Below are 24728 nucleotides of genomic sequence, written 5' to 3'. Positions count from 1 at the left end.
CTTTTACTTTATTAAAAACATAAATTTCAAAGGAGGATGGGGAATATTTTAGCTATTTTTTGTTTTTTACGCTTTCGTCCAATTTGTAAATGAATGAAAAAATCTCGGCTACCGTTTCATAAAGAGCTTCAGGAATTTGATCATCTACCGTCAAATGGCGCATTAATTCGACAAGGGTCCGATCTTCTTGAATCGGGACCCCTGCTTTTTTCGCTTCTTTGATAATGTTGTCAGCTACATGGCCCTTCCCTGTGGCAATCACTCTCGGCGCCTTGTCTTTTTGTTCGTCATAATGGAGAGCAACAGCTTTTCTGATCGGTGTCTGCTCTTTCATATTTTCACATCCACTTCCTGATCACTGATACTTGTTATATATTGATCGATTGAAGCCTTTTCTTCGGTGTGAACCCTTTTTTTAGCGTTTACCCCTGAAAGGCTGTACCCCATTTCCTTTAGCCCCTGTTTAAGCGCGGGCACCATCGGATCGATCGCAGCCTGCAGCTCGAAATCAGTCTCTATTGTAATGGTCATGACTTTTTGCTGTACCAAGCAATCAACGACGGTTTCTTTTAGTGTATCAAGCTGCAGCAAAAACAAAAGGCGGCAATGGGAAGGATCAAGCTTTCCATCCGCTTCTTTCTTTCCTTTAAACAGAACAGTCATGTCCTGAACCCCTGACTTCGAAAACATCGGAAATGACATTACAATTTGGCTGTATGATGGATGGTCCTGCTGCATGAAAAGCTGGCCATTTAATTTATGAAAAAGCTGATCGGCTTCTTGTTTGACTGGTTCGGCTACCTCATGCGATGCTCTTAAGGCAGAAAGAGCCAGCTTGATGGATTGCATTTCGCCAGATGTGACTGCACTTCCTTGTTCAAACGCTTTAATGAACGCAACCTCGTCCCTTGCGCCGATTGCCATTTTCACTTTGGATAAGAAAGAAAGAACATCTGCCTTATCCGCCAAATGGGGTGCTGTCTGCTGAACAGCCTTTAAAAAGACTTCGGCTTCCTGGTCTGTGACTTGTGCCGCCTGTAAAACTGCTGAAGCTGCAAGTGACTTACTATCACCCGATGAAGCAGCTGCTTTAATCCAATTTGCTGCTTCTTTCACAATTTGGAGACTGTTTTTTTCAGCAGATTCCGTCAGCTTCACCAGCAGCTGGCGGGCTTCTTTAATTGGAATGTCTGCTGCTGTTTTAACAGGCTCTTCTTGTATGCTTCCCTGTTCTGCTGTGTGATTTGCAATCGGCAGGCTGGCTTTTCCGGGGGAGCCAGCTGGTGTGCTAAGCTCCCTGCTTCCAGCTGTATTCGCCGGAAAAGGTGCTTTCGTATTGTCGGTTAAAGAAATAAGCTTATCAATCAGCCGTTCTGCATGGACATCGATTTCACTATTTAAAAGCACCGTAACTGCTTCCTTTAGCTTTGACATCATTTGGCTCTGCTGAGGGTTTTGGTCGATTGCCTGTAGCAGCTGGGATACGTGCTGATGCAACGGAACAGGTGATTTCACAGCGTGAACACCATTCAAAATCTCGGAGTGAATGGGAAGATCACGCTTTAAAGCGAAGAGAACCGTTTCAACTGCTTTTTTTGTGTCTTGCGAAGGCAGCGTGTCCATCCAGCGGACAGCTGTTTTGATATCATTTTCTGTTACGGGTGTTTTGCTCTTCAGCATCGCTCCTGTCATCATGAGAGCTGCGTTTGACGTCTTCACTGACATGGCATTTAAAAGCTTGCCAGCTGCATCCTGAATGGTTTTAGGATTTTGATCAAAGCTTTGAACGACCTGAAGACGGCCTGTTTGCTCTGCCGTTTTTTTTTCGTAGGAAAACCAATAGTATGCCTGAGGACGAAGCTGGGTTTCAAGTTTTCCCTGAACAGTTTGATTGCCGACTTGGATCAGGGCATGCTGATCTCCTAGTAAACGAAGCACTTTTCCTAAAAGGAGACGCTTCTCCCCGTTTAGCGCTTCGTTTACTTTTGATGTTTCCTGCGGGACGGCTGTACGCCCGAAAAGGTGCTGCAGTGCCTTTTGCACATCATTTCGTATGTTCATTTTAAATAGGTGCCTCCTTGTCCATGGTGATTTATCTGAAAGATTGAACAGGAGCGAAAGTTTTGCGGTGCAATTCAGTTGGGCCGTATGCAGCGAGAGCTTCCAAATGTTCTTTTGTCCCATAGCCTTTATTTTTGTCAAAGCCGTACATGGGATACGTTTCGGCATAAGCGCTCATCATTCGGTCCCTCGTCACTTTTGCGATACACGCACCTGCCGCAATAGACACGCTTTTGGCATCGCCTTTTATAATTGACGCCTGAGCCGTGTCGAGGGGAAGTGTCATTGCGTCAACAAGCAAATAATCAGGTGTAGCCGACAAATCTTGTATCGCTTTCACCATTGCCATTTTTGAAGCTTCATATATATTGATCTCATCAATCACAGTAGCTTCTACAATTCCTATCCCGACCGCCAGTGCTTCCTTCATAATAAGCTCGTAATATTCCTCGCGTTTTTTCTCTGAAAGCTTTTTGGAGTCTGTCAGCCCAAGTATTTCACATTCCTCTGGAAGGATGACTGCGCTGGCGACAACTGGTCCTGCCAATGGCCCCCGGCCGACCTCGTCAACACCTGCAATCAAGCGAAATCCCTTGTTTCTTGCCAGCCTTTCATAGGAAGTCATATTCACCCATTGTTCTTTCAGCGCTTTTTCTTTCGCTTGCTTTTTAAGCCATTGCTCTACAAGCGTTTGAACGCTTTTTCTCGGGTCGTTTTCGCATTGGGCAATAAATGGGTCTTGTGCATCCTTCACTTCCTGCAAACGGTCTTTAATGTCCTTTACGGTTAATGTATTCACTTTCTCTTCTCCCTTACTGTATGTATCGGTTCAGCCAAGAAAAAATAAAGACCCGCATTTCTGCGCGCCTTTACATCGTCGGCTGTTCAAATGACAGCCTGCCGAACTTTTCAGTGCGAATATCGCGAATGATGACTTCAGTCGTCTTATCGTAGTTGATGAGCCCACCGCTCATGAGACAGCCCCGCTTTTCACCTATTGCATCAAACAGCTCGGCAATGTCCTCTGGGATCTCCTCAAGGCCATAACGCTCCTTGAGCCGTTCTGGGTAATGTTCTTCGAGAAAACGAAGACCAAACACGGCCACGTCCTGCAAATTGATAATCGAGTCTTTAATAGCCCCGGTGACTGCCAGTCTCAAACCGACAAGCTCATCCTCAAATTTAGGCCACAAAATTCCCGGTGTATCTAATAGCTCTAATTCTTTCCCAACTTTGACCCACTGTTGAGAGGTCGTAATACCAGGTCTGTCTCCCGTTTTTGCTATGTTTTTCTTTGCAAGCCGGTTGATGAGCGTTGATTTTCCGACGTTTGGAATGCCGATAATCAAAGCGCGAATCGCTCTCGGCTTCACACCTTTCGCACGCATCCGGTCAAATTTTTCTTGGAGGATCTCTTTTGATGCAGGCACAATTTGATTTAACCCTTGTCCATTTACAGAATTAATAGACAGAGAGCGGATCCCCTGCTTCTCAAAGTGCTCTTTCCACCGCTGTGTAACTGCCGCATCTGCTTTGTCAGCCTTGTTTAACAGCATAATTCGCGGCTTGTTTTTTAGAATATCTTCAATCATTGGGTTTCTTGATGACATTGGAATTCTGGCATCTACCAATTCATATACGATATCGATTAATTTTAATTTTTCGGTTACTTCCCTTCTTGCTTTTGCCATATGGCCCGGGAACCATTGAATTGTCATGTGACACGAACACCGCCTTTATCTTCAGTATGCATGATTCATTGTTGTCCTTTATGTATTTTACGATGCCTGTCCGGCATTTTCAAATTCTGTATAAAAAAAGAGCTTGTTACAGGTAACAAGCTCTTTTCGTTCGTTATCATTATCGTCTGATCTCTTTAATACGAGCCGCTTTTCCGCGAAGTTCACGCAGGTAGTAAAGTTTAGCACGGCGTACTTTACCGTAACGTACAACTTCGATTTTCGCGATTTTTGGTGTGTGTACTGGGAAAGTACGTTCAACGCCAACACCGTAAGAAATCTTACGAACTGTGAACGTTTCGCTGATTCCACCACCACGACGCTTAATCACAACACCTTCAAAGATCTGGATACGCTCACGGTTACCCTCAACAACTTTAACGTGTACACGTAAAGTGTCACCAGGACGGAACGCAGGAAGATCAGTACGAAGCTGTTCTTTTGTGATATCTTCAATTAGTTTTTGCATCGTTTTCAACTCCTTCCAACAGATGCTCTTGGCCACAAAAACCGGCACAGCGGAACATCGTTTTCAAGCTTGCAGCGGATAAGCCCGCTTAAGCCACAAGTAGTATCTTATCACAATTTCATAGCCTATGCAATAAAATCTATTCTTTTTCCCATTCAGAAATCCACTTTCTTTGCTGCTCTGTAAGCGGGTAGTCTTTCAACAGATCCGGACGTCTTAGGTAGGTCCTTCTGATCGATTCTTTATTCCGCCATTCTTCAATTTTTGCATGGTTTCCTGACAAGAGTGTTTCAGGCACTTTTAAACCTTTGTAATCTGCCGGTCTTGTATAATGCGGGTGCTCTAAAAGTCCGGTGCTGAAGGAATCCTCAATATGGGAAGCCTCTTTACCCAGTACACCCGGAAGCAGTCTGACCACACTGTCTGCGATCATCATTGCAGGGAGCTCACCGCCCGTCAGAACAAAATCGCCAATTGATATTTCATCCGTTACCAAGTGCTCGCGAATGCGTTCATCATAGCCTTCATAGTGGCCGCAAATGAACAGCAAATGCTCTTCCTTTGCTAATTGCTCGGCTTTTTTTTGGGTAAAACGCTCACCTTGCGGGCATACGAGGATAATACGCGGAGCAGCGGCTGCCTTTGATGTCAGGTCCTCGACCGCGTCAAAAACAGGCTGAGGCTTGAGAACCATGCCTGCCCCGCCGCCATAAGGATAATCATCAACAGTATTGTGCTTGTTATCAGAGTACTCCCGGAAATTTACGACTTGAAACTGCACCGCATCTTTTTCCTGGGCTTTTTGAAGAATTGATGAGCCGAGCACGCCTTCAAACATTTCGGGAAACAGCGTCAAAAAATCGATTTTCATTCGTCTATTAACCCTTCCATGAGTTCAATCTCAATTTTCTTTTCCCTGACATCGATATGTTTGACCACTGATTCAATGTAAGGAATGAGTGCGTCTTTTTTTCCTTTTCGTCCGATGACCCAAACGTCATTGGCTCCAGGCGTCAAAATTTCTTTGACCTTTCCGATGAGTTCGCCTTCTTCAGTAAATACTTCACACCCAATAATTTCGTGGAAATAAAATTCACCCTCATTCAGCTCTCCTAATTCTTCTTCAGGAACTTTAATGATTGCGTTTTTCAGCTCTTCTACTTCATTTAGGTTTTGTCTTTCTTTAAACTGCAGGAGATGAAATTGCTTATGCAGTCTATGTGTGTTTACCGTTACCTCCACTGGTTCGTTACGGCCGTCCATAAACAAATACAGCGTGTTTCCCGGCTTGTATCGTTCTTCGGCAAAATCTGTTTTTGAAATCACCCGCACTTCGCCTTTGATTCCGTGGGTATTTACGATTTTGCCTACGTTAAACCATCGCTTTGTCATATGATCACCTCTGGCGAATTTCAATTACTTTTCCGTCTTTTATGACGATGGTGTTCGCTGCTGTTTTCTCATGCCAGTCATCCCCGGCTTCAATCGTCAGCAGCGCATCGACTTCCTTTTCTTTCAACTCACTGCCAAGCGGCAATGTATGTACTTGGGCAATTTGAAAATCGATGATTTTTATATCATCTTTTCGCTTTTCTATTGCCTTTTTAAATTGTTCAATCATATCAGGGTTTTGCTGTTCTTTCTCATGTTTTCTAAGCTGAAAATAGAGCTGGCTGCATTCTCGTTCAAGCATTTGTTTCTTTTCGGCAAAAGAAGCTAAAAGCTTTTCTTTGCTGCGCTCGGTTAAGACTTGCATAACGGCTACACGGTGAATAATTTGCATCGCACCAAGCTCCCCGCTTTTAAAACTTTTACTCGACCAGGCTTTTCTATTTTGCCTAAGCTTCTATCAGTTTACCCTTTTTTTGCGTGTAAAAAAAGGGGAGGTGCCGGCCCTCTCCCTTTTAGTCAAATATTTCAAATTGAACTTTCTTAGAAGACTGTGCGCCAGCTGCAAATACAGCTGTTCGAATCGCTTTTGCAGTCCGGCCTTGCTTTCCGATAACTTTACCGGTATCTGACTTATGGACAGATAAGCGCAGCGCAATCTTTTGATCGGTTTCTTCTCTTATGACGCGAATGTCATCTGGATGATCAACAAGCGGCGTCACAATGTGGACAATCAAATCTTCCAAGTGTTGATCAGTCATTACTTGCCTTGTTTAGCGTTGTGGAATTTTTCCATGATTCCTTGGCTAGAGAACAAGTTGCGAACTGTATCAGATGGTTTCGCTCCAGTTTGAAGCCATTTAAGAGCAAGCTCTTCGTCAATTTTTACTTCCGCTGGTTTTGCAACCGGGTTGTAAGTTCCGACTGTTTCGATGAAACGGCCGTCACGTGGTGAACGAGAATCTGCTACAACAATACGATAGAAAGGAGATTTTTTTGCTCCCATACGTTTTAAACGAATTTTTACTGCCATTTTACTAGCACCTCCGAAAATATTTCAACAAGATAGTATATTAACAATGATAAAAGTGTTTGTAAAGTGTTTTTTCTTAACAACGGTTTTATCATGTATAACCGATTACATAAAAGGTAGCTTAAACCCTTTTTTCTTGCCTTTTGACATGTTTGTCATCTGCTTCATCATTTTTTTCATTTCATCAAACTGCTTAAGCAGACGGTTGACTTCCTGTACGGATGTCCCGCTTCCTTTTGCAATCCGCTTCCGCCGGCTGGCATTGATGATATCCGGCTGTTCTTTTTCAAGAACAGTCATTGATTTAATGATTGCTTCCACATGATTCAGCTGTTTTTCATCAACTTGGATGTTTTTCAGGCCTTTCATTTTACCTGCACCCGGCATCATTTGCAGAAGCTCATCAAGCGGCCCCATGTTTCTGACTTGCCCGAGCTGCTCCAGAAAATCGTCCAATGTGAAGCTCATCGTTCTCATTTTTTGTTCCAGCTCTTTGGCTTTGTCTTCATCAACGCTGGCCTGTGCTTTTTCAATCAATGTCAGCACGTCGCCCATGCCGAGAATCCTTGATGCCATGCGTTCAGGGTGGAACGGCTCTAACGCATCAAGCTTTTCGCCCAAACCTGCGAACTTAATTGGCGTGTTTGTGACAGCGCGAATAGAAAGCGCTGCCCCGCCGCGTGTGTCTCCATCCAGCTTAGTTAACACAACACCGGTTAAACCGAGCTGTTCATTAAAGCTTTTGGCAACATTCACAGCGTCCTGACCGGTCATTGAATCGACAACCAGGAAAATTTCTTCCGGATTCGCGATTTCTTTGACGTTGGTCAGTTCATCCATCAGTTCATGGTCGATATGCAAGCGGCCTGCCGTATCCAAAATGACATAGTCATAATGTTCTTCCTTGGCTTTCTCAATAGCCTGTTTAGCTATTTCTACAGGACTGACCTGATCGCCAAGAGAGAAAACAGGCATATCAAGCTGTTTGCCGAGTGTTTCCAGCTGCTTAATTGCGGCTGGGCGGTAAATATCGGCAGCAACCAGCATCGGTTTGCGATTATGCTTTTTGCGCAGCAGATTCGCAAGCTTACCGCTTGTTGTCGTTTTACCGGCACCTTGGAGACCGACCATCATAATAACAGTCGGCGGCCTTTTTGCGACGGCGATTTTGCTCTCTTCGCCGCCCATCAGCTCAGTCAGTTCCTCTTTAACAACTTTAATGACCTGCTGGCCGGGCGTCAGACTTTTCATGACGTCTTGGCCTACAGCGCGTTCACTTACTTTTTTGACAAAATCTTTGACTACTTTAAAGTTAACGTCAGCCTCAAGCAGCGCAAGACGAACCTCACGCATCATATCTTTTACATCTTGTTCGCTGACTTTCCCTTTTCCGCGGATTTTAGAAATCGTCTGCTGCAGTCGGTCGGCTAATCCTTCAAATGCCATAGTTTGCCGCCTCCTAATCTAATTTCTCAAGCGCTTCAATCAGAGCTGTAATTTCTTCCTCTTCTTTTGAACCGGAAGCAAGCTCCTTCAGCTTATTAAACATCTCTTTACGCTCCTGAAACTTTTTCAAAAGGAGCAGCTTTTCTTCATATTGTTCAAGCATCGCTTCTGTTCGTTTGATGTTATCATAAACAGCTTGTCTTGAAACCTCATATTCTTCGGCTATTTCGCCTAGGGAGAAATCGTCCAAATAATAAAGCGACATATAGCTCTTCTGTTTTGACGTCAACAACGACTGATAAAAATCAAACAGATAATTCATTCTCGTTGTCTTTTCGAGTGACATTTGAGCTCTCCCCTTTGTTAAGTCAAATCCCTTTACGATAACTTAGTTTACACGGTTTTATTGACACTGTCAAGTTTTTATCTTGTCAAAGCGGCGATTAACTTTTTTCCAAAAAACGCTAAATATCATCCAATTTATTCCGATATTGTATATGAACCCTATTTAAAGGAGGATTTTTATGAAAAAAATCGGTTTATTGTTTATGTTATGTCTGGCAGCCCTGTTTACAATAGGTTTCCCGGCACAGCAAGCAGACGCTGCTGAGGCACCTTATAAGGCCTCAATCACAAATATCAGCACAGATGGAGGGGTATACGGTAAAATCAATTACGGACAAGGTCAATATTGGCGAGTCAAGTACAATATTACAGTAAGCGGCAAATTACTCGACCAAAACGGACAGCCAGTGCCAAACGCGCCCGTAAGATTTGAAGCGGACACGAAGGTCGGAAACACAACACAAACTGCTTCAGGAACGACTGATGCAAACGGAACATTTGAGGTTCCAATGTATTTGGGGCCAGCTGCTGGGTATTACACGTATTACACATCTGTTTCCGTTCATTACTATGACATCATCCCATTCAGAGTTTTTTCTGGTGAGTCAAGACTGGTATCCACTGATAACAGCCTTTATCATTTCGCCTATCAAGTAAGAAGATAAAAAAGAAAAGGCCCCAAGATGTTGGGGCCTTTTTCTTAATCGTCGGCTTTTTCCACTAAATCTGAAAAGAGTCCGTACACATAGGATTCTGGATCAAATTCCTGAAGATCATCAACTTTTTCTCCTAAACCGACTAGTTTAACCGGGATGTGAAGCTCGTTGCGAATCGCAAGGACGATACCGCCCTTTGCCGTACCGTCAAGCTTCGTTAAAGCAATGCCGGTAACATTTGTTGCTTTCGAGAACTCTTTTGCCTGAGCCATTGCATTTTGGCCGGTCGTGGCATCAAGGGCAAGCAGCACCTCATGCGGAGCTTCAGGAACTTCTCTTTCGATAACACGTTTTACTTTTTCAAGCTCTTTCATGAGATTTACTTTGTTTTGGAGACGACCTGCCGTATCACAAATTAATACATCGGCATTTCTTGCTTTCGCAGCATGAACAGCATCGTAGATGACAGCTGCCGGATCGCTTCCGGCCGTCTGCTTAATGACAGGCACTCCTGTACGCTCTCCCCATACTTCCAGCTGTTCAATGGCTCCCGCTCTAAAAGTGTCTCCGGCGGCAAGTACGACAGATTTTCCTTCTTGTTTCATTTTATGGGCAAGCTTTCCGATCGTTGTTGTTTTCCCGACGCCGTTTACACCTACCAGAAGGATTACGTTTAAACGCCCATCCTGGATGTTCAGTTCTGAAATTTGCTCATCTCCGCTGTTATAAATCTCGACCAGTTTCTCAGAAATCACTGACTGGACTTCCTTTGGATCTTGAATATTTCTGCGTTTGACTTCTTTTTTCAGCTCATCTATTAATTCCATAACGGTCGTAAAACCGACATCCGCGCTGATAAGAACCTCTTCAAGCTCTTCGAAGAAATCCTCATCCACTTTACGGTAACGGGATACAAGATCATTCACTTTGTTTTGAAAGGAGTTTCTTGTTTTTTCAAGGCCATCCTTAAACTTTTCAGATACGGAATCTGTCTGTTTTGTGATTTTCTCTTTTAATTTTTTAAAAAAGCTCATCTTTTAACCTCTTTCCTCGTTACTGAACGAATTCTTTTGTTTCTTCCAGCTTAACGGAGATTACCTTGGAAACACCGGATTCCTGCATGGTTACGCCATAAAGCACATCCGCTTCCTCCATCGTTCCTTTTCTGTGGGTAATCACAATAAACTGGGTATCACTGCTGTATTTTTTTAAATACTGCGCAAATCGGAACACATTCGCTTCGTCGAGCGCAGCCTCTACTTCGTCAAGGACGCAAAACGGCACTGGACGAACCTTTAGGATTGAGAATAAGAGCGCTATAGCAGTAAGCGCACGCTCTCCGCCTGACAGGAGGTTTAAGTTTTGCAGCTTTTTCCCCGGCGGCTGAGCGATAATCTCGACTCCTGAATGAAGCAGATCGTTAGGATCGGTGAGCCTCAGTTCAGCTCGCCCTCCTCCGAATAAGGAGCGGAAAACTTGATCAAAGTGTGAGCGGATTTGGACAAATGTGTCGTTAAAGCGCTTCGTCATTTCTTCATCCATTTCTTCAATCACTTGGAACAAGGTATTTTTCGCTTCTGTTAAATCTTCTTTTTGTTCCGACAGAAACTTGTACCGTTCGTTGACCCTCTCAAACTCATCTATGCTTCCGAGGTTCACGGTACCCAGCTCTTCAATTGCGAGTTTAATCAGCTTCACGCGCTTTCTGGCTTCCTCTGGATCAGTTTCAAGCTGATATTTCTCTTTTGCCCCCTCAAAGGACAAGCTGTATTCCTCCCGTAAGTATTGGAGTAAATTATCAAGCTCGACTTCCATCCGTCCGAGTTTGACTTCTTCGTCTTTTAAGAGCGTTGTTTTTTGTTTATACAGACGTTTCATTTCTTTCAGCTCACGCTCATACGTATCAAGCCCATGCTGAAGCTTGATGCGCTGATCGCGCCTTAATGCAATCAGTTCGATCGTTTTCGTTTTGTCATTCAATTTATGTTTTGCTGCTTCTTCCAGCTTTTCTTCGCCGCTGGTGCTAGATGACATCTCTGACGTTAAGAAGCTTAAGTCTTCTTTTGCTTCTTTTAACGCAAGCTCTGTTTCAGTGAGCTCTTTCTTTAATCTGGCAAGGTTGTCCTCTTCCCCCTTGCAAGCCTGCTCTTTTTTGGCCGCAGCGATCTTCAGCTCAGTCAGCTCGTTGGAGAGAGACTCTTTCGTTGAGGATTGCGTTTGTTTTTGTTTTGTCAGTCTGTCTATGTCCTCTTCAAGCTGTTTCATCTTTTCAGATACGGCAGAGAGCTCTTCTTCAAGCTTGCGTTTGCGCGCTTTTTTCTCTTCATCGCTTTCAGACAGAGCAGATTTTTCTTGGTCATAGAGCTCTAAATGGGTATTGATATTTTTCTCGGCAACTTGAAGTTCGTACAGCTGGCCTTTCACATCCTGCTGCTTTAACCTTAAGCCTTCCCCGGTTTCTCTTAAGTCAGCCAGTTTTTTCTCCATATCCTGAATGGATTGCTTAAGGGTTTTGACCTCTTGTTCAAGCAGTGCTGTTTTCTCTTCCATTTCAGCGAGCCGTTTCGTCACATCTTCTAGCTCCCGGCTTCTTCCAAGGAGGGAGTTATTTTTCTTTTTAACCGCGCCGCCCGTCATTGAACCACCGGGGTTCACAACATCTCCCTCAAGGGTTACGATGCGGTACCGGTGCCCGAGAAGCTTCGCAAGCTCGTTTGCACCCTTTAAGTCCTCTGTGATCAGAACGGTTCCAAGAAGATTCTGGATGACGCTTCGATACGCAGAATCAAATGTGACAAGTTCACTGGCAACCCCGAGAAATGATGAATGTCGGGCGGCTGTTTCCGCGTCACGGCTTTGAAGCTGGCGGTCTCTAATAACAGAAAGAGGCAGAAACGTCGCCCGGCCGAAGGAATTCTGCTTTAAATATTGAATCGCTTTTCGGGCAGATTGTTCATCGTCGGTCACGACATGCTGAGCAGAAGCGCCGAGCGCTATTTCAATGGCCGTTTCATACTTCTGTTCTGTAGAAATCAGCTCAAGAACCGCTCCGCGAATTCCACCAAGGCGCTCTTTCGCTTTTAGCACTTCTTTAACACCTTGATAAAAGCCAGAAAAATCTCCCTGCATCGTCTCAAGCATGTCCTTTTTTGATCTCGCTTGCTGAACGTATTGGTATGCCTGATACAGAGCGGATTCATTTTTTTCGTATTGACGCTTTTTCTGCTCATATTTTGTCTGCATATCACGATATGCACCGACTTGACTGTGAATCTCCTGCTCAATTCGGGCAAATTCCGTTTCACATGCGGCTTTACGCGCAGAAATATCACGCCGTTCCTGCAGGTGCTTTTCATTGTTGTCCGCGAGTCTCTGCAATGTGACAGCGGATTGGGACATCTGGTCATCAAGAAGCTGGAGTTCGTTGCGTATCGAAGCCTGGCTGTTTAACAGCTCAAAATAATCACTTTTCAGCTGCTCGATTTTCTCTTCGACATTTTCATTGTGAAGACTGAGAGCCTGCTGTTTTTCTTTTACTTGCGCCCTTAACTGCTTCACCTCAGCCTGAAGCGTTTCGAAGACAGCTTCCTGCTTCGAAAGCTCTTCTTTCAGAACCGTTTCTTTTTGCTGAAACTGAACGATGGCTTCTTCAAGCTGTTCTTGGTTTTGCACAGCGTTTTTCTTTCGTTCTTTCAGGACTTCTTTACGGCCTTCAAGCTTTTCCAGCTCCTCACTAGTTACCAGTAAAACTTGCTGGAGCTCATCTACTGACTCATCAAGCGCTTGTATTTTGTCCCTTGTATCCTCAATCTTTGCTTCTTTCGCAGAAATAGCAGACGATTCAGCAAGCTCTTCTTCTTTTGCCATCTGCACTTTCTCTTTAAGAGTCGACCATTTACCATGCAGCTCTTCGATATCATAGGCAGTCAGCGCAATTTCAACATGCTCCAGCTCTTTCTTTTTCTCAAGGTAGTCTTTCGCTATTGAAGCTTGAATTTTAAGAGGTTCAACCTGTCCTTCAAGCTCATGTAATATATCTTCTACCCGATTTAGATTGTCCTGTGTCTCAAACAGTTTATTTTCTGCTTTTTTCTTTCTCGTTTTATATTTAAGCACCCCTGCCGCTTCTTCAAAGATACTGCGGCGATCCTCCGCTTTGCTGCTCAGGATCTCTTCCACTTTCCCTTGGCTGATAATAGAAAATGCTTCTTTACCAAGGCCAGAATCCATAAATAAATCAATAATATCCTTCAAGCGGCACGACTGATTGTTAATCAGAAACTCACTCTCACCTGATCTGTACACACGTCTTGTGACACTCACCTCGTGGAAGTCAATTGGCAAGAAATGATCATCATTATCAAGAGTAAGCGTAACTTCAGCTAGATTTAATCGCTTTCTTGAATCACTCCCGGCAAAAATAATGTCCTCCATTTTTCCGCCGCGAAGAGAGCGTGCCGATTGTTCGCCGAGAACCCAGCGAATGGCATCCGTGATGTTGCTTTTTCCGCTTCCGTTCGGCCCGACAACCGCTGTCACGCCTTTAACGAAGTCTACGGAAATCCGTTCTGCAAATGATTTAAATCCTATAACGTCTAAACGTTTGAGGAACATAGCGATCCTCCTTATGTAATAAGTATTTCAATTCTATCATAAACATTGGTGAAATAAGACGGCATACATACTGAAATCCCCCTGAGTCATAAGGGGGATTTTATTGTTTCGTATGGTGTTTTTGCAATTTAGCTAAAGCTTCCTGAGCAGCGTGCTGTTCGGCTTCTTTCTTTGAACGGCCGTTTCCGACTCCGAGTGGTTCACCTTTTAGAGATACGATGGCTTCAAATTCACGGTTGTGCGCAGGTCCTTTTTCGTTGGAGATTTTATACTCCAGAGAGCCTTTGCCGTCCCGCTGCACGTATTCCTGCAGCTGGCTTTTGAAATCCATCACATGAGAAAAAGCACCATCGTTAATTTTAGGGAACACATAAACTTTTAAGAAACTTTCGACCGGCTCTAATCCTTGGTCAAGGTACAAGGCTCCGATAAATGCCTCAAAAACATCCGCCAATAGAGCAGGACGCTTTCTTCCGCCTGTCATTTCCTCGCCTTTACCCAACAGGACAAGATCGCCGAATGACAGCTCGTGAGCCAATGAAACGAGAGACGGTTCGCAAACAATTGCGGCTCTCAATTTCGTCAAATCTCCTTCACTCATAGCCGGGTATTTGGCAAATAAGAATCTGGAGATCGTCAGTTCCAAAACAGCGTCACCTAAAAATTCAAGCCTTTCATTATCTTCATACGGCTTTTTCCGATGCTCATTCACATAAGATGAATGTGTAAATGCTTGATACAAAAGCTTTTCATTTTGAAAGTGAACCGAAATCCGTTCTTGAAACTCTTTAAATTGTTCTACTTTTTTATAGAACTTTTTTTTATCTTTATAATGTGAGTGTTTTGACATAGTAACCTCCATAGGCACATCAGGTTCACCGCGCTTCTCTGACTAAACCGGATACAGCGCGCGTAAAAGCGGCATGCTGTAATAACTGCACGAATAAAGGGCTAAAGCCCCGCGTTTCGGCGGGACTTTTAGCATCAGCTTATTGCTGGTTTTGTATGTAGTTCACAGCGTCGCCGACTGTTGCAATCTTTTCAGCATCTTCGTCAGAAATCTCCATATCAAACTCGTCTTCAAGTTCCATAACAAGCTCAACTACATCTAGGGAATCAGCACCTAAGTCTTCCTTGAAAGAAGCTTCAAGTTTGACGTCTGCTTCATCAACGCCAAGGCGATCTACGATGATTTTCGTTACACGCTCTAATGTGTCTGCCATAGCAATTCACCTCCCCTCAAGTATTATAGTGGATTCGTTTTTAAAAAACTAGAGAAACTATGATGAAATTTTCGAGAAAAAACTTACATCACCATTCCGCCGTCAATATGAAGCGTTTGGCCTGTCATATAACGGGCTCCCTCTGAAGCTAGGAACGTGACAACACTGCTGACATCGCTAGGTTCACCAAAGCGCGCGAGCGGAATTTGTTTCAGCATTTCGTCTTGAACGTCTTTTGCAAGTTTATCTGTCATATCAGTTGAGATAAATCCTGGCGCTATTGCGTTTACCGTAATATTTCGGCTGGCGAGCTCTTTAGCAGAAGACTTGGTTAAACCGATGACGCCGGCTTTTGCAGCCACGTAGTTGGCCTGTCCAGGATTTCCGCTGACGCCGACGATAGACGATACGTTAATAATGCGGCCTGAACGCTGTTTCATCATTTGTCTTGTAACAGCTTTTGTGCAGTTGAAAACACCCTTCAGGTTAATGTTAATAACGTCATCCCATTCGTCTTCTTTCATTCTCATGATGAGATTGTCTCTTGTAATCCCGGCATTATTAACCAGAATGTCAATCGTAGAAAAAACTGATAGCGTTTCTTTTATCATGTTTTGTACATCTTCGGGATTTGATACATCCGCTTTGACAGCAATTGCGTTTCTGCCCATTGATTTGATTTCATCTACCACTTCATTTGCTTTCGCTTCATTGCCGGAGTAGTTCACGACAACATTTGCTCCGCTTTTTGCCAGATCAAGGGCGATTGAGCGGCCGATTCCGCGGGATGCGCCAGTGACAATAGCCGTTTTATCATTAAGCATTATCATTCTCCTCCTTAAGCGTTTGAATTGCCAGCTCGATCATTTCCGGATCTGATACAGCAATTGTTTTTAACCGTCTATTTACTTTTTTCACAAGGCCTGAAAGCACTTTTCCGGGACCGATTTCAATAAAAGTCGTAACACCCTCTGCGATCAGCTTGTTAATGCTTTCCTCAAAACGAACCGGAGAGTAAAGCTGCTCAATAAGTTTTTCTTTGATATCTGCTTTTTCAGTCATCACGTCAGCAGAAACATTTGAGATGACCGGAATGTCAGCGTCTTTTATGTCACAGGCGTCCAATACCTCTTTTAGCTTTTCAGCAGCCGGTCTCATCAGTTCAGAATGGAACGGACCGCTTACTTCAAGCGGAATTGCGCGTTTTGCGCCGTTCTCTTTTGCCAGTTCAGATGCAAGCTCAACCCCTTTAGCTGTTCCGGAAATGACGATTTGGCCAGGACAGTTGAGATTCGCAAGCTGTACAAGGTTGCCTTCCTCTGTGACTTTATCGGTTACTTGCTTTAATGCTTCAGCATCCATGCCGAGAATCGCAGCCATTGCTCCTTCGCCAGCCGGTACCGCTTCATTCATAAACTCTCCGCGTTTTCTGACGGTATAAACAGCATCTTTGAAAGACAGAGCGCCAGCCGCAACCAGTGCAGAATATTCACCAAGGCTGTGTCCTGCTGTGAAATCAGGTGTAATGCCAGATTCTTTAAATTTCTCAAGAACAGCGATGCTTGTCGTAAGCAAAGCAGGCTGCGCATTGTATGTAAGTGTTAATTCTTCAGCATCCCCCTCAAAAATAAGCGAGCTGAGTTTTGTTTCCAACGTTTCATCGGCTTCATCAAACAGACGCTTTGCAGCAGGCACCTGCTCATAAAGCTCTTTTCCCATGCCGATAAATTGTGATCCCTGACCAGGGAATAAAAATGCAATCTTACTCATGATGTAAAAACCTCCAGACTACTCATCTGTTTTTTCTTCTTTCACTTCTTCCTGAATGAGCGCAGCCACATTTTGGCTGACCATCTCTCTTGCTTGCCGAATCGCATGGAATACAGCATTTGAATCTGAAGAGCCGTGCGCCTTGATCACAGGCGCTTTTAAGCCAAAAAGACTTGCTCCGCCATAATTCGAATACTCCATTTTCATTTTCATTTCTTTCAATTTTGGTTTCAGCACAGCTGCTGCAAGCTTGGATGTCAAAGTAGACGTCATTACGTCTCTCATCATTTTAAAAATTGACAACGCAGAGCCTTCCAGCGTTTTGAGTGTAACATTCCCGGTAAAGCCGTCTGTTACTACAACATCCGCCACATCATCTAAAAGGTCTCGCGCTTCCACGTTTCCGATAAAATTGATGTTTGCTGTTTCTTTTAAAATTTGGAACGTCTGCTTCGTCAGTTCGTTTCCTTTTTTATCTTCTGTTCCGACATTTAAAAGTCCGACTCTCGGTGAAGTGACACCGCGCACTTGCTGAGAATAAACAGAACCCATGATGGCATATTGAACGAGGTGCTCCGGTTTGGCATCGACATTGGCGCCGACATCAAGGAGAAGAAATCCGTCTCCCGAAACAGTCGGAAGTGTCGGGGCAAGCGCCGGACGGTCAATTCCTTTAATTCTTCCGACAATAAAGAGACCGGCTGTCATTAATGCACCGGTATTTCCTGCTGAAATGCATGCGTCAGCTCTGTTTTCCGCAACCTCCTGCGCCATAAGAACCATAGATGAGTTCTTTTTTCTTCGCACGGCACGGACAGGTTCATCCGTAGGCTCAATCACTTCATCTGCGTGCAGCACCGTGATGCGATCTGATGTAGTTGTTAAATGTGATTCTATCGTTGTTTTGTCACCGACAAGTGTGATATGGAGATCATCAAATGCCTCTATACCTTTTATAACTCCGTCAATAACAGCTTTGGGAGCGTGGTCTCCTCCCATTGCATCTACAGCTATTCTCATGCATGCTCCACCTTTATGAATGTTTTGAACGATACATGTCAAAGCGTCCAGAAAAAACAATTTCTTCGCCAACGTAGCTGTTCACTTCGACAACCGTTCTTCCTTTTTCTTTTTCGACAGCCGTCACTTTCGCTTTTGCTACGACACGTTCACCCTGCTTTACCTGTCTTGTAAAGCGGATGTCTGCACTTGCAGTCAGCGCCAGCTCGTCATCAATGACTGCAACGGCCAAAGAATTCGCCTGTGCAAATAAATGGTGTCCTCTCGCAATCTGATTCCGGCTGAACACGTGCTCCTGTTTTATTTCTAAAATGGATATCGCCTGATCATCCAGCTCAAGGTCAATAATTTCTCCGATAACTTCATCAAGTGACAGGGACTTCACTTCGTCCTCAAGTGTTTTCTCTGCCACGTTCTTAATTCTTTCTCTCAGTTCAGGTATGGAAAGCTCTAAGCGGTCCAAACGTATCGTCTGGATGCTCACCCCGAATTTACCCGCTAGTTCTTCATCTGTAATAAAGGGGGTTGCTTGAATCGTCTGCTGAAGTAATTCCTGGCGTTCTCTCTTATTTCTTCTCATATCTAAACACCATCCGGACAATTAAGACTAGGTACTAATAGTAGTATATAATTTCATAGATTGGAATGCAACGATTGTTTCTGGCTGAACACCAAAAACTTCTGATACTCAGCTTAATTTTTCCCCGTCCATTACTCCGCTCTTCAGCAATTCATCTCTTAACACAGCGTATTCCGGCTCCTTCCAGAACGCGTCAGAAGCCACAAGATTCGCAGCATCCTGCCTTGCCGTTTCAAGCGCTCTGTAATCATGAACCATGTCCGCCACTTTAAATTCCGGCATTCCGCTTTGTTTTTTTCCGAAGAAATCACCGGGGCCTCTCAGTTCCAGATCCTTTTCAGACAGCTCGAAACCGTCATTGGTCTCCGACATGATCCTCATCCGTTCTTTCCCTGTTTCTGATTTTGGATCAGCCATCAGAATACAGAAAGATTGATGCTCACCCCGTCCAACACGGCCGCGCAGCTGGTGAAGCTGTGATAGTCCGAAACGGTCGGCGTCATAAATCACCATAATCGTTGCATTCGGAACATTCACGCCAACCTCCACAACAGTGGTTGATACGAGAATTTGACAGTGATTTGCGCTGAATTCTCTCATGACCTGGTCTTTTTCATCGGAATGCAGCTTCCCATGCATAAGGCCGACCTTCCATTTTCCCCGAAAAATATCAGAAAGCATATTGTACACGTCAATGGCGTTTTGCACATCAAGCTTGTCTGATTCTTCAATCAGCGGACAGATGATATAAGCCTGCCTGCCTTGCTTTAATTCTTTTTCGACAAATGCCAAAATACGATCCAGCATGTCATGTTTTACCCAATAGGTTTCGATTCGCTTTCGTCCAGCCGGCATCTCATCAATGACAGATACATCCATTTCACCGAACACTGTGATCGCTAATGTTCTTGGGATTGGAGTGGCTGTCATAAAGAGAACATCGGGATCCTGCCCTTTGTTCCGAAGCTTTTTGCGCTGCTCAACTCCAAATCTGTGCTGTTCATCTGTAATAACGAGACTCAGCGCCTTAAACTCCACCTCGTCTTGGATTAAAGCGTGGGTTCCTACAAGAATATCAATCTCACCCGCCGCAAGACGCTCAAGCAGTTCTTTTCGCCGCTTTCCTTTAACAGAGCTTGTCAAAAGAGCAACGCTGACGTCCCATTTTTCAAATAGCGAAACGAGCGAATCAGCATGCTGCTCGGCCAGAATTTCTGTCGGCACCATGAGCGCTCCTTGGTATCCGGATAGGATCGCGGCATACAGTGCAATGGCGGCGACTGCTGTTTTTCCTGATCCAACGTCCCCTTGAAGAAGACGGTTCATTCTGTATGGAGAAGACATGTCTGCTGTTATTTCGCGAAGAACGCGTGACTGGGCGTTTGTGAGGGGAAACGGGAGGCTTTTGATAAATCTCATGAGTTCTTCGTTTGAAAAACGCTGCCGTATCCCTTGTGTCTGCTCTCTTTCCGCCTTTCGGAACGCCTGCATTTTCAACTGAAACAACAAAAATTCTTCATAAACAAACCGCCGTCTGGCAAGCTTTAATGCTTCCCTTGTTTCAGGCTGGTGCATTGCTTTTAACGCTTGATAATAGTCAGGCAGTTTATAGCTTTTTCTTAGCTTTTCCGGAAGAGGATCAGGAAGTGAGTCTGCATATTGGGTCAGCGCCTGCTGAATAAAGCGCCTCATCATTTTGACGGTAACATTTTCTTTCACAGAATACACTGGTTCAATGCTTTTGTCTTCTTGATGCGGCCCGTTTTTCAACTCCTGAACAGAGATGGTTTGGCGGTGCTTGTCCCATTTACCTGAAACCGTCACCACAGAGCCGAGCGAAAGCTGCTTCTTCAAATAAGGCCGGTTAAAACATACGGCTGTAATTAAATAGTGGCCGACCAGAAGCCTGAATGTCAGCCTGTTTCGTTTTTTTCCGTAATAGGTAAGAGAAGGCTCTGAATGAACCTTCCCTTCGACTGTGACTCTTTCATCATGCTTTACTTCTTCTAAATCCCTCAGCTCGTAGTCATCATAGCGATAAGGGAAATAATTCAGAAGATCAGAAATGTCATAAATACCGAGTTCATTCAATGTTTTTTCTGTTTCCGGCCCAATACCCTTAATGTTAGCTATACTAGTTTGCTGATGTTGTATCACGTGAACCTAGCGCTCCTCCGAAAATTTTTTTCTCTAATTCTCTTCCTGTCGGTGTTGCCGCTAAACCGCCCTGGCCTGTTTCTCTAAGTGCAGTTGGCATCGTTTGGCCTATTTTATACATGGCATCGATAACCTCATCACATGGAATACGGCTTGTAATGCCCGCCAATGCCATATCAGCGGCAATCATTGCATTTGACGCGCCCATCGCATTCCGTTTCACGCAAGGCACCTCAACAAGCCCTGCAACAGGATCGCACACGAGGCCTAGCATATTTTTTAATGTAATGGCCATGGCTTCCGCGCTTTGTTCTGGTGTTCCTCCTGCCATTTCAACAATGGCCGCAGCCGCCATGCCTGAAGCTGATCCAACCTCTGCCTGACATCCTCCGGCGGCGCCGGAAATGCTTGCGTTATTAGCCACGACAAATCCGAAAGCCCCGGCTGTAAACAAAAAGCGGATCATTTGTTCTCTTGTTGGATTCAGCTTTTCTTTTACAGCAAATAACGTACCGGGCACCACACCGGCAGAACCTGCAGTCGGTGTCGCACAGATGGTTCCCATGGCTGCATTTACTTCATTTGTTGCAACGGCTTTCGATACAGCATCTAAAATCAGCGGGCCAGACAGGCTTTTTCCTGATCGAATATAGGCCTGCAATTTAACGGCATCTCCGCCTGTTAAGCCCGTTTGGCTCGTAACTCCCTCGAGTCCTTTCTGAACCGCCGCTTCCATAACAGACAGGTTATGATCCATCTGCTGAAAAATGTCCTCTTTTGTTTTTTCTGTTACTTCCATCTCTTGAGCTATCATCACATCAGAGATCAATATTTGTTTTTCTTTAGTAATCTCAATTAATTCTTTTACATTACGAAACATAACTGGCTCCTCCTGACCCTTTTCGCTAGTCAGCAATCTTTGTCACTTGAATAATATTCGGCAGTTTCGACAGCTCGTCGAGAATGTGGTCGTCAATATTTTGGTCGACCTCTATTGTCATCAGCGCAAGCTGGCCGATATCTTTCCGGGCTACTTCCATATGTCCTACGTTAATTGAAAATTTCGCCAGAACATTGGCAACACCGGCAATTGTGCCAAACTTGTCATTATGAACAACTAGTATGGCCGGATGATTTCCTGACAGCCGGAGCTCAAAACCATTCAATTCTGTGATTTCAATCTTTCCTCCGCCAATCGAAATACCCGTCAGTTCCAGCTCACCCTTTTCATCAGAAATGGTGATTTTTGCTGTGTTCGGATGGACCGGGACTGCATCTTCTACCCGAAACTCTATATCAATTCCTTTAGCTTCTGCAATTTGTATAGCGGTTTTAATCCGTTCATCGAATGTATCAAAATCAAGCAATCCGCCGATAATCGCGACATCTGTGCCGTGGCCCTTATACGTTTCCGCAAACGAGCCGTAAAAAGATACAATGATGCGCTCAGGCTCTCTGCCAAATAAACTTCTGGCCACTCTCCCGATTCTAGCAGCTCCCGCTGTATGAGAGCTGGACGGACCGATCATAACCGGGCCGATAATATCAAAAACGCTTCTGTATTTCATGCTATTCCTCCTTATGAACCAGAGCTTATTAGCGCTTTGCTTCTAGACTAATTGATCAGATATAAAATGGCAAGCGGGCGCGTTACAGCGCTGCCGCACTTAAAAGCAGACATAAGAATAGAAGGGCAAATTGCCCTTCTATTCTACTGAAACTATATACGAATACAGAGGCTGTTTCCCATTGTGGATCTCAACCTCAATCTCCTCGTACTTTTCACTGAGAAACGCTTCAAGCTGCTCAGCTTCTTCCTGAGACGCATCCTCACCATATAGAATGGTCACGATTTCATCATCTTCTCCGATCATTTCTGACAGCAGCATTTTCGCGGCTGACAGCTGATTTTCAGAAGTGCCGATAATCGTTCCATTCAGAATGCCCATAAAGTCGCCTTTTTTAATATCTTTACCGTCAATATGAGTATCTCTGACTGAGAACGTCACCTGTCCGCTTTTTACTTGCTGAATGGCGCTTAGCATATTGGCCTCGTTCGCTTCAGCTTCTTGATCCGGGTTAAAAGCCAGCAGAGCTGACATCCCTTGCGGAACCGTTTTAGCAGGAATGACAAAAACCTGTTCATCCACTACGCTGGCCGCTTGGTTAGCAGCCATGATAATGTTGGAGTTGTTAGGCAGGATAAATACCGTATCTGCATTTACAGACTTCACGGCATCAACAATATCCTCAGTGCTTGGGTTCATGGTCTGGCCGCCTTCAATCACAACAGAAGCGCCAATGCTTTTGAATAGGTCTGCAATTCCTTCTCCCATCGCTACAGTCACAATGCCATACGGCTGTTTTGCCGGCGGTGTTTCGTTGTCTGCAGGTTTGCTTTCTTGACTGATGATAGAGGTATGCTGTTCTCTCATATTTTCTATTTTTATTTTGATCAATTCACCGTAATGCTGGGCGTAGTTTAACACGTTTCCCGGCTCTTCAGCATGAATATGAACCTTCGCCAGCGATTCATCCGCAATCACAAGCAGAGAATCTCCGAACTGGCTGAGGTCTTGCCTGAACGTGCCTTCGTCGAACTCTCTTTTTGTCTGATCAAGCCTAACCATCACTTCGGTACAGAATCCAAATTCAATATCTTCGGTATTCATCATGCTTTGCGCGCTCTTGTGATGCTCTGCGCTGACCATGTCGTCAAGTGACGGAAGAACTGCTTTCTGAGGTACAGTTTCACCTTTTAATGAAGCAAGGAAACCTTCATACACACAGAGCAGGCCTTTGCCCCCGCTATCGACAACTCCTACTTCCTTTAGGACAGGTAGCAATTCAGGGGTGCGGTTTAAAGACGCCTCTGCTTCTTCTGTCACTGCAGTCATCAGCGCAGTGATATCGGTTTCTTTTTCTGCTAAGATCATTGCTTTTTTTGCAGCGTCTTTTGCAACTGTTAAAATGGTGCCCTCTACAGGTTTCATGACAGCTTTATACGCCATGTCTACACCTGCTTGCAGCGCAGCGGCAAACTCAAGTGCATTAATTTCTTTTTTCGTTTCAATGTTTTTGCTAAATCCGCGGAACAATTGGGATAGGATAACTCCTGAATTTCCGCGTGCTCCCATGAGCAGCCCTTTAGATAACGCGGAGCCCACCTTCCCGATATCATCCGTATCCATTTGTTCAACTTCTCTTGCTCCGGAAGTCATCGACAGGTTCATATTTGTTCCCGTATCACCGTCCGGCACCGGAAACACGTTCAGTGCATCAACTGCACTGGCGTTTTGAGACAGATTCTGCGCTCCCGCAAGAATCATCTCGGCAAAGGTTCTGCCGTCTAATGTTCTGATAGACAATCCTACTCCTCCTAACTACGGGTTCGTCACTCGTACGCCTTGGACATAAATATTGACAGAATCCACTGCCAGTCCGATGGTTTGATTTACTGTGTACTTTACTTTTGTTTGGACATTATGTGCCACTTCAGAAATTTTCGTGCCGTAGCTGACAATGATATACATGTCGATATGTATCTGTTCTCCTTCTTGGCGAACTTGGACACCCCTGCTGAAATTCTCTTTCCGAAGGATTTCAGTCAGTCCGTCTTTAATCTGGTTTTTAGAGGCCATGCCGACAATGCCGTAACAGTCAACCGCCGCGCCTCCTGCAACCATCGCGATGACTTCATTAGATATATCAATCTGTCCGTACTTCGTTCTTAATTCAATGGACACACTAGTTCCTCCTTCGAATGCATAGAGTTACAGCTATTCTACTATATGGTTTCCATTATGAAAAGACCAGGCAATAATCGCTGGCCGTACCTCTACATATACTATAGCGCTGCTGTTTCCGCAAGATGTCAAGTGAATTTTCTTGAAAGATGATGAAACAATAGTTGCAAACGTTTTTTAGCTGTGGTAAATTATTTAAAGTATCCATATCGAAAGCATCTAAGATTATATGAATGTTAAAAAGTAGATGTTTTGTGCAAGTGAGGAGGGAAACAAATGGCACGTAAATGCGTTATCACAGGTAAAAAAACAACAGCTGGGAATAACCGTTCTCACGCAATGAACGCTTCTAAGCGCACTTGGGGCGCGAATCTTCAAAAGGTTCGTATCCTTGTGAACGGAAAACCTAAAAAAGTATATGTATCTGCTCGAGCTTTGAAATCCGGTAAAGTTGAGCGTGTATAACAAAATGAACGCCTG

General features: G+C 44.4%; 27 protein-coding genes. 2 read left to right on the top strand and 25 right to left on the bottom strand.

The window, feature by feature from the left end:
• Nucleotides 1-52: 52 nt before the first annotated feature.
• The 12 genes from NYE20_RS09005 to NYE20_RS08950 all read right to left on the bottom strand — a co-directional run bounded on the left by NYE20_RS09005 (nucleotide 53) and on the right by NYE20_RS08950 (nucleotide 8483).
• Nucleotides 53-334: a FlhB-like flagellar biosynthesis protein gene (locus NYE20_RS09005; RefSeq protein ID WP_003232001.1), complete on the bottom strand. Its 282-nt coding sequence runs from the start codon at nucleotides 332-334 to the stop codon at nucleotides 53-55.
• Nucleotides 331-2061 (bottom strand): hypothetical protein, encoded by a 1731-nt coding sequence (locus tag NYE20_RS09000; protein WP_153529743.1) that lies wholly within the window; start codon nucleotides 2059-2061, stop codon nucleotides 331-333. The genes NYE20_RS09005 and NYE20_RS09000 overlap by 4 nt, the downstream gene beginning before the upstream one ends.
• Nucleotides 2062-2092: 31 nt before the next feature.
• Entirely contained in the window at nucleotides 2093-2860 is a 768-nt protein-coding gene (gene rnhB, locus NYE20_RS08995; protein ID WP_161621571.1) for a ribonuclease HII, read from the bottom strand.
• 70 nt (nucleotides 2861-2930) lie between these two features.
• A complete protein-coding gene (ylqF, locus tag NYE20_RS08990) occupies nucleotides 2931-3779 on the bottom strand; it encodes a ribosome biogenesis GTPase YlqF (RefSeq protein ID WP_046381020.1) in 849 nt (282 codons plus the stop codon).
• Nucleotides 3780-3921: 142 nt separating this feature from the next.
• The gene (gene rplS / locus NYE20_RS08985; protein ID WP_003220825.1) at nucleotides 3922-4269 is read right to left on the bottom strand and encodes a 50S ribosomal protein L19; all 348 of its coding nucleotides are present in this window, start codon (nucleotides 4267-4269) and stop codon (nucleotides 3922-3924) included.
• 139 nt (nucleotides 4270-4408) lie between these two features.
• Nucleotides 4409-5140 carry a tRNA (guanosine(37)-N1)-methyltransferase TrmD gene (gene trmD, locus NYE20_RS08980; RefSeq protein WP_003232011.1) on the bottom strand — a complete coding sequence of 244 codons (732 nt, stop codon included), beginning with the start codon at nucleotides 5138-5140 and terminating at the stop codon, nucleotides 4409-4411.
• Nucleotides 5137-5661: a ribosome maturation factor RimM gene (gene rimM / locus NYE20_RS08975; RefSeq protein ID WP_003232013.1), complete on the bottom strand. Its 525-nt coding sequence runs from the start codon at nucleotides 5659-5661 to the stop codon at nucleotides 5137-5139. The genes trmD and rimM overlap by 4 nt, the downstream gene beginning before the upstream one ends.
• A 4-nt stretch (nucleotides 5662-5665) precedes the next feature.
• A complete protein-coding gene (locus tag NYE20_RS08970) occupies nucleotides 5666-6052 on the bottom strand; it encodes a YlqD family protein (protein WP_014476793.1) in 387 nt (128 codons plus the stop codon).
• A gap of 121 nt (nucleotides 6053-6173) precedes the next feature.
• Nucleotides 6174-6419 (bottom strand): KH domain-containing protein, encoded by a 246-nt coding sequence (locus NYE20_RS08965; protein WP_014476792.1) that lies wholly within the window; start codon nucleotides 6417-6419, stop codon nucleotides 6174-6176.
• On the bottom strand, nucleotides 6419-6691 hold the full coding sequence (gene rpsP / locus NYE20_RS08960) for a 30S ribosomal protein S16 (protein ID WP_003220815.1): 273 nt from the start codon (nucleotides 6689-6691) through the stop codon (nucleotides 6419-6421). The genes NYE20_RS08965 and rpsP overlap by 1 nt, the downstream gene beginning before the upstream one ends.
• Before the next feature lie 105 nt (nucleotides 6692-6796).
• Complete coding sequence (gene ffh / locus NYE20_RS08955; protein ID WP_014113771.1) at nucleotides 6797-8137, bottom strand: signal recognition particle protein; 1341 nt, start codon at nucleotides 8135-8137, stop codon at nucleotides 6797-6799.
• A 13-nt stretch (nucleotides 8138-8150) separates the two neighbouring features.
• Nucleotides 8151-8483 (bottom strand): putative DNA-binding protein, encoded by a 333-nt coding sequence (locus NYE20_RS08950; protein ID WP_003238590.1) that lies wholly within the window; start codon nucleotides 8481-8483, stop codon nucleotides 8151-8153.
• 178 nt (nucleotides 8484-8661) lie between these two features.
• On the opposite strand from NYE20_RS08950, the gene NYE20_RS08945 reads away from it, so the two are divergent.
• Entirely contained in the window at nucleotides 8662-9147 is a 486-nt protein-coding gene (locus tag NYE20_RS08945; RefSeq protein ID WP_003245834.1) for an Ig-like domain-containing protein, read from the top strand.
• A gap of 35 nt (nucleotides 9148-9182) precedes the next feature.
• Here NYE20_RS08945 and ftsY read toward each other — a convergent pair whose 3' ends face one another.
• The 13 genes from ftsY to NYE20_RS08880 all read right to left on the bottom strand — a co-directional run bounded on the left by ftsY (nucleotide 9183) and on the right by NYE20_RS08880 (nucleotide 24248).
• Nucleotides 9183-10172 carry a signal recognition particle-docking protein FtsY gene (gene ftsY, locus NYE20_RS08940; RefSeq protein WP_003232026.1) on the bottom strand — a complete coding sequence of 330 codons (990 nt, stop codon included), beginning with the start codon at nucleotides 10170-10172 and terminating at the stop codon, nucleotides 9183-9185.
• 19 nt (nucleotides 10173-10191) lie between these two features.
• Nucleotides 10192-13752, bottom strand: a complete 3561-nt coding sequence (gene smc / locus NYE20_RS08935) for a chromosome segregation protein SMC (protein ID WP_161621570.1) — start codon at nucleotides 13750-13752, stop codon at nucleotides 10192-10194.
• Nucleotides 13753-13852: 100 nt separating this feature from the next.
• Nucleotides 13853-14602 carry a ribonuclease III gene (gene rncS / locus NYE20_RS08930; protein WP_003232030.1) on the bottom strand — a complete coding sequence of 250 codons (750 nt, stop codon included), beginning with the start codon at nucleotides 14600-14602 and terminating at the stop codon, nucleotides 13853-13855.
• Nucleotides 14603-14741: 139 nt separating this feature from the next.
• Entirely contained in the window at nucleotides 14742-14975 is a 234-nt protein-coding gene (acpP, locus tag NYE20_RS08925; protein ID WP_003154310.1) for an acyl carrier protein, read from the bottom strand.
• Between the two features lie 83 nt (nucleotides 14976-15058).
• Entirely contained in the window at nucleotides 15059-15799 is a 741-nt protein-coding gene (gene fabG, locus NYE20_RS08920; protein WP_014476789.1) for a 3-oxoacyl-[acyl-carrier-protein] reductase, read from the bottom strand.
• Complete coding sequence (gene fabD, locus NYE20_RS08915; protein ID WP_161621569.1) at nucleotides 15792-16745, bottom strand: ACP S-malonyltransferase; 954 nt, start codon at nucleotides 16743-16745, stop codon at nucleotides 15792-15794. The genes fabG and fabD overlap by 8 nt, the downstream gene beginning before the upstream one ends.
• An 18-nt stretch (nucleotides 16746-16763) precedes the next feature.
• Entirely contained in the window at nucleotides 16764-17765 is a 1002-nt protein-coding gene (plsX, locus tag NYE20_RS08910) for a phosphate acyltransferase PlsX (protein ID WP_003232041.1), read from the bottom strand.
• A 13-nt stretch (nucleotides 17766-17778) separates the two neighbouring features.
• Nucleotides 17779-18345 carry a transcription factor FapR gene (gene fapR, locus NYE20_RS08905; protein WP_003232044.1) on the bottom strand — a complete coding sequence of 189 codons (567 nt, stop codon included), beginning with the start codon at nucleotides 18343-18345 and terminating at the stop codon, nucleotides 17779-17781.
• A gap of 108 nt (nucleotides 18346-18453) precedes the next feature.
• Nucleotides 18454-20502, bottom strand: a complete 2049-nt coding sequence (gene recG / locus NYE20_RS08900) for an ATP-dependent DNA helicase RecG (protein WP_064671372.1) — start codon at nucleotides 20500-20502, stop codon at nucleotides 18454-18456.
• Nucleotides 20480-21382: an L-serine ammonia-lyase, iron-sulfur-dependent, subunit alpha gene (gene sdaAA, locus NYE20_RS08895; protein WP_032725684.1), complete on the bottom strand. Its 903-nt coding sequence runs from the start codon at nucleotides 21380-21382 to the stop codon at nucleotides 20480-20482. The genes recG and sdaAA overlap by 23 nt, the downstream gene beginning before the upstream one ends.
• A gap of 25 nt (nucleotides 21383-21407) precedes the next feature.
• Nucleotides 21408-22070, bottom strand: a complete 663-nt coding sequence (gene sdaAB, locus NYE20_RS08890) for an L-serine ammonia-lyase, iron-sulfur-dependent subunit beta (protein ID WP_003232050.1) — start codon at nucleotides 22068-22070, stop codon at nucleotides 21408-21410.
• Between the two features lie 138 nt (nucleotides 22071-22208).
• Entirely contained in the window at nucleotides 22209-23870 is a 1662-nt protein-coding gene (locus tag NYE20_RS08885) for a DAK2 domain-containing protein (protein WP_032725682.1), read from the bottom strand.
• 15 nt (nucleotides 23871-23885) lie between these two features.
• Nucleotides 23886-24248 (bottom strand): Asp23/Gls24 family envelope stress response protein, encoded by a 363-nt coding sequence (locus NYE20_RS08880; RefSeq protein WP_003232054.1) that lies wholly within the window; start codon nucleotides 24246-24248, stop codon nucleotides 23886-23888.
• A gap of 276 nt (nucleotides 24249-24524) precedes the next feature.
• On the opposite strand from NYE20_RS08880, the gene rpmB reads away from it, so the two are divergent.
• Nucleotides 24525-24713, top strand: a complete 189-nt coding sequence (gene rpmB, locus NYE20_RS08875) for a 50S ribosomal protein L28 (protein WP_003221548.1) — start codon at nucleotides 24525-24527, stop codon at nucleotides 24711-24713.
• Nucleotides 24714-24728 lie beyond the last annotated feature (15 nt).

The sequence above is a fragment of the Bacillus sp. FSL R5-0416 genome (genome assembly GCF_037975425.1).
GTDB classification, from domain to species: Bacteria; Bacillota; Bacilli; order Bacillales; family Bacillaceae; genus Bacillus; species Bacillus subtilis.
The sequence above is the reverse complement of the archived record's forward strand: the minus strand, read 5'-3'. Positions and strand labels throughout refer to the sequence as shown.

What these genes read in the sequence shown, in the direction of transcription:
- NYE20_RS08965 (WP_014476792.1), bottom strand. Translation starts at nt 6,419, where the DNA reads ATGACTGATCAACACTTGGAAGATTTGATTGTCCACATTGTGACGCCG.
- sdaAB (WP_003232050.1), bottom strand. Translation starts at nt 22,070, where the DNA reads ATGAAATACAGAAGCGTTTTTGATATTATCGGCCCGGTTATGATCGGT.
- fapR (WP_003232044.1), bottom strand. Translation starts at nt 18,345, where the DNA reads ATGAGAAGAAATAAGAGAGAACGCCAGGAATTACTTCAGCAGACGATT.
- sdaAA (WP_032725684.1), bottom strand. Translation starts at nt 21,382, where the DNA reads ATGTTTCGTAATGTAAAAGAATTAATTGAGATTACTAAAGAAAAACAA.
- fabD (WP_161621569.1), bottom strand. Translation starts at nt 16,745, where the DNA reads ATGAGTAAGATTGCATTTTTATTCCCTGGTCAGGGATCACAATTTATC.
- ylqF (WP_046381020.1), bottom strand. Translation starts at nt 3,779, where the DNA reads ATGACAATTCAATGGTTCCCGGGCCATATGGCAAAAGCAAGAAGGGAA.
- rncS (WP_003232030.1), bottom strand. Translation starts at nt 14,602, where the DNA reads ATGTCAAAACACTCACATTATAAAGATAAAAAAAAGTTCTATAAAAAA.
- acpP (WP_003154310.1), bottom strand. Translation starts at nt 14,975, where the DNA reads ATGGCAGACACATTAGAGCGTGTAACGAAAATCATCGTAGATCGCCTT.
- NYE20_RS09000 (WP_153529743.1), bottom strand. Translation starts at nt 2,061, where the DNA reads ATGAACATACGAAATGATGTGCAAAAGGCACTGCAGCACCTTTTCGGG.
- NYE20_RS08950 (WP_003238590.1), bottom strand. Translation starts at nt 8,483, where the DNA reads ATGTCACTCGAAAAGACAACGAGAATGAATTATCTGTTTGATTTTTAT.
- rplS (WP_003220825.1), bottom strand. Translation starts at nt 4,269, where the DNA reads ATGCAAAAACTAATTGAAGATATCACAAAAGAACAGCTTCGTACTGAT.
- smc (WP_161621570.1), bottom strand. Translation starts at nt 13,752, where the DNA reads ATGTTCCTCAAACGTTTAGACGTTATAGGATTTAAATCATTTGCAGAA.
- NYE20_RS09005 (WP_003232001.1), bottom strand. Translation starts at nt 334, where the DNA reads ATGAAAGAGCAGACACCGATCAGAAAAGCTGTTGCTCTCCATTATGAC.
- fabG (WP_014476789.1), bottom strand. Translation starts at nt 15,799, where the DNA reads ATGCTTAATGATAAAACGGCTATTGTCACTGGCGCATCCCGCGGAATC.
- NYE20_RS08945 (WP_003245834.1), top strand. Translation starts at nt 8,662, where the DNA reads ATGAAAAAAATCGGTTTATTGTTTATGTTATGTCTGGCAGCCCTGTTT.
- plsX (WP_003232041.1), bottom strand. Translation starts at nt 17,765, where the DNA reads ATGAGAATAGCTGTAGATGCAATGGGAGGAGACCACGCTCCCAAAGCT.
- rimM (WP_003232013.1), bottom strand. Translation starts at nt 5,661, where the DNA reads ATGACAAAGCGATGGTTTAACGTAGGCAAAATCGTAAATACCCACGGA.
- rpmB (WP_003221548.1), top strand. Translation starts at nt 24,525, where the DNA reads ATGGCACGTAAATGCGTTATCACAGGTAAAAAAACAACAGCTGGGAAT.
- trmD (WP_003232011.1), bottom strand. Translation starts at nt 5,140, where the DNA reads ATGAAAATCGATTTTTTGACGCTGTTTCCCGAAATGTTTGAAGGCGTG.
- ffh (WP_014113771.1), bottom strand. Translation starts at nt 8,137, where the DNA reads ATGGCATTTGAAGGATTAGCCGACCGACTGCAGCAGACGATTTCTAAA.
- NYE20_RS08970 (WP_014476793.1), bottom strand. Translation starts at nt 6,052, where the DNA reads ATGCAAATTATTCACCGTGTAGCCGTTATGCAAGTCTTAACCGAGCGC.
- ftsY (WP_003232026.1), bottom strand. Translation starts at nt 10,172, where the DNA reads ATGAGCTTTTTTAAAAAATTAAAAGAGAAAATCACAAAACAGACAGAT.
- rpsP (WP_003220815.1), bottom strand. Translation starts at nt 6,691, where the DNA reads ATGGCAGTAAAAATTCGTTTAAAACGTATGGGAGCAAAAAAATCTCCT.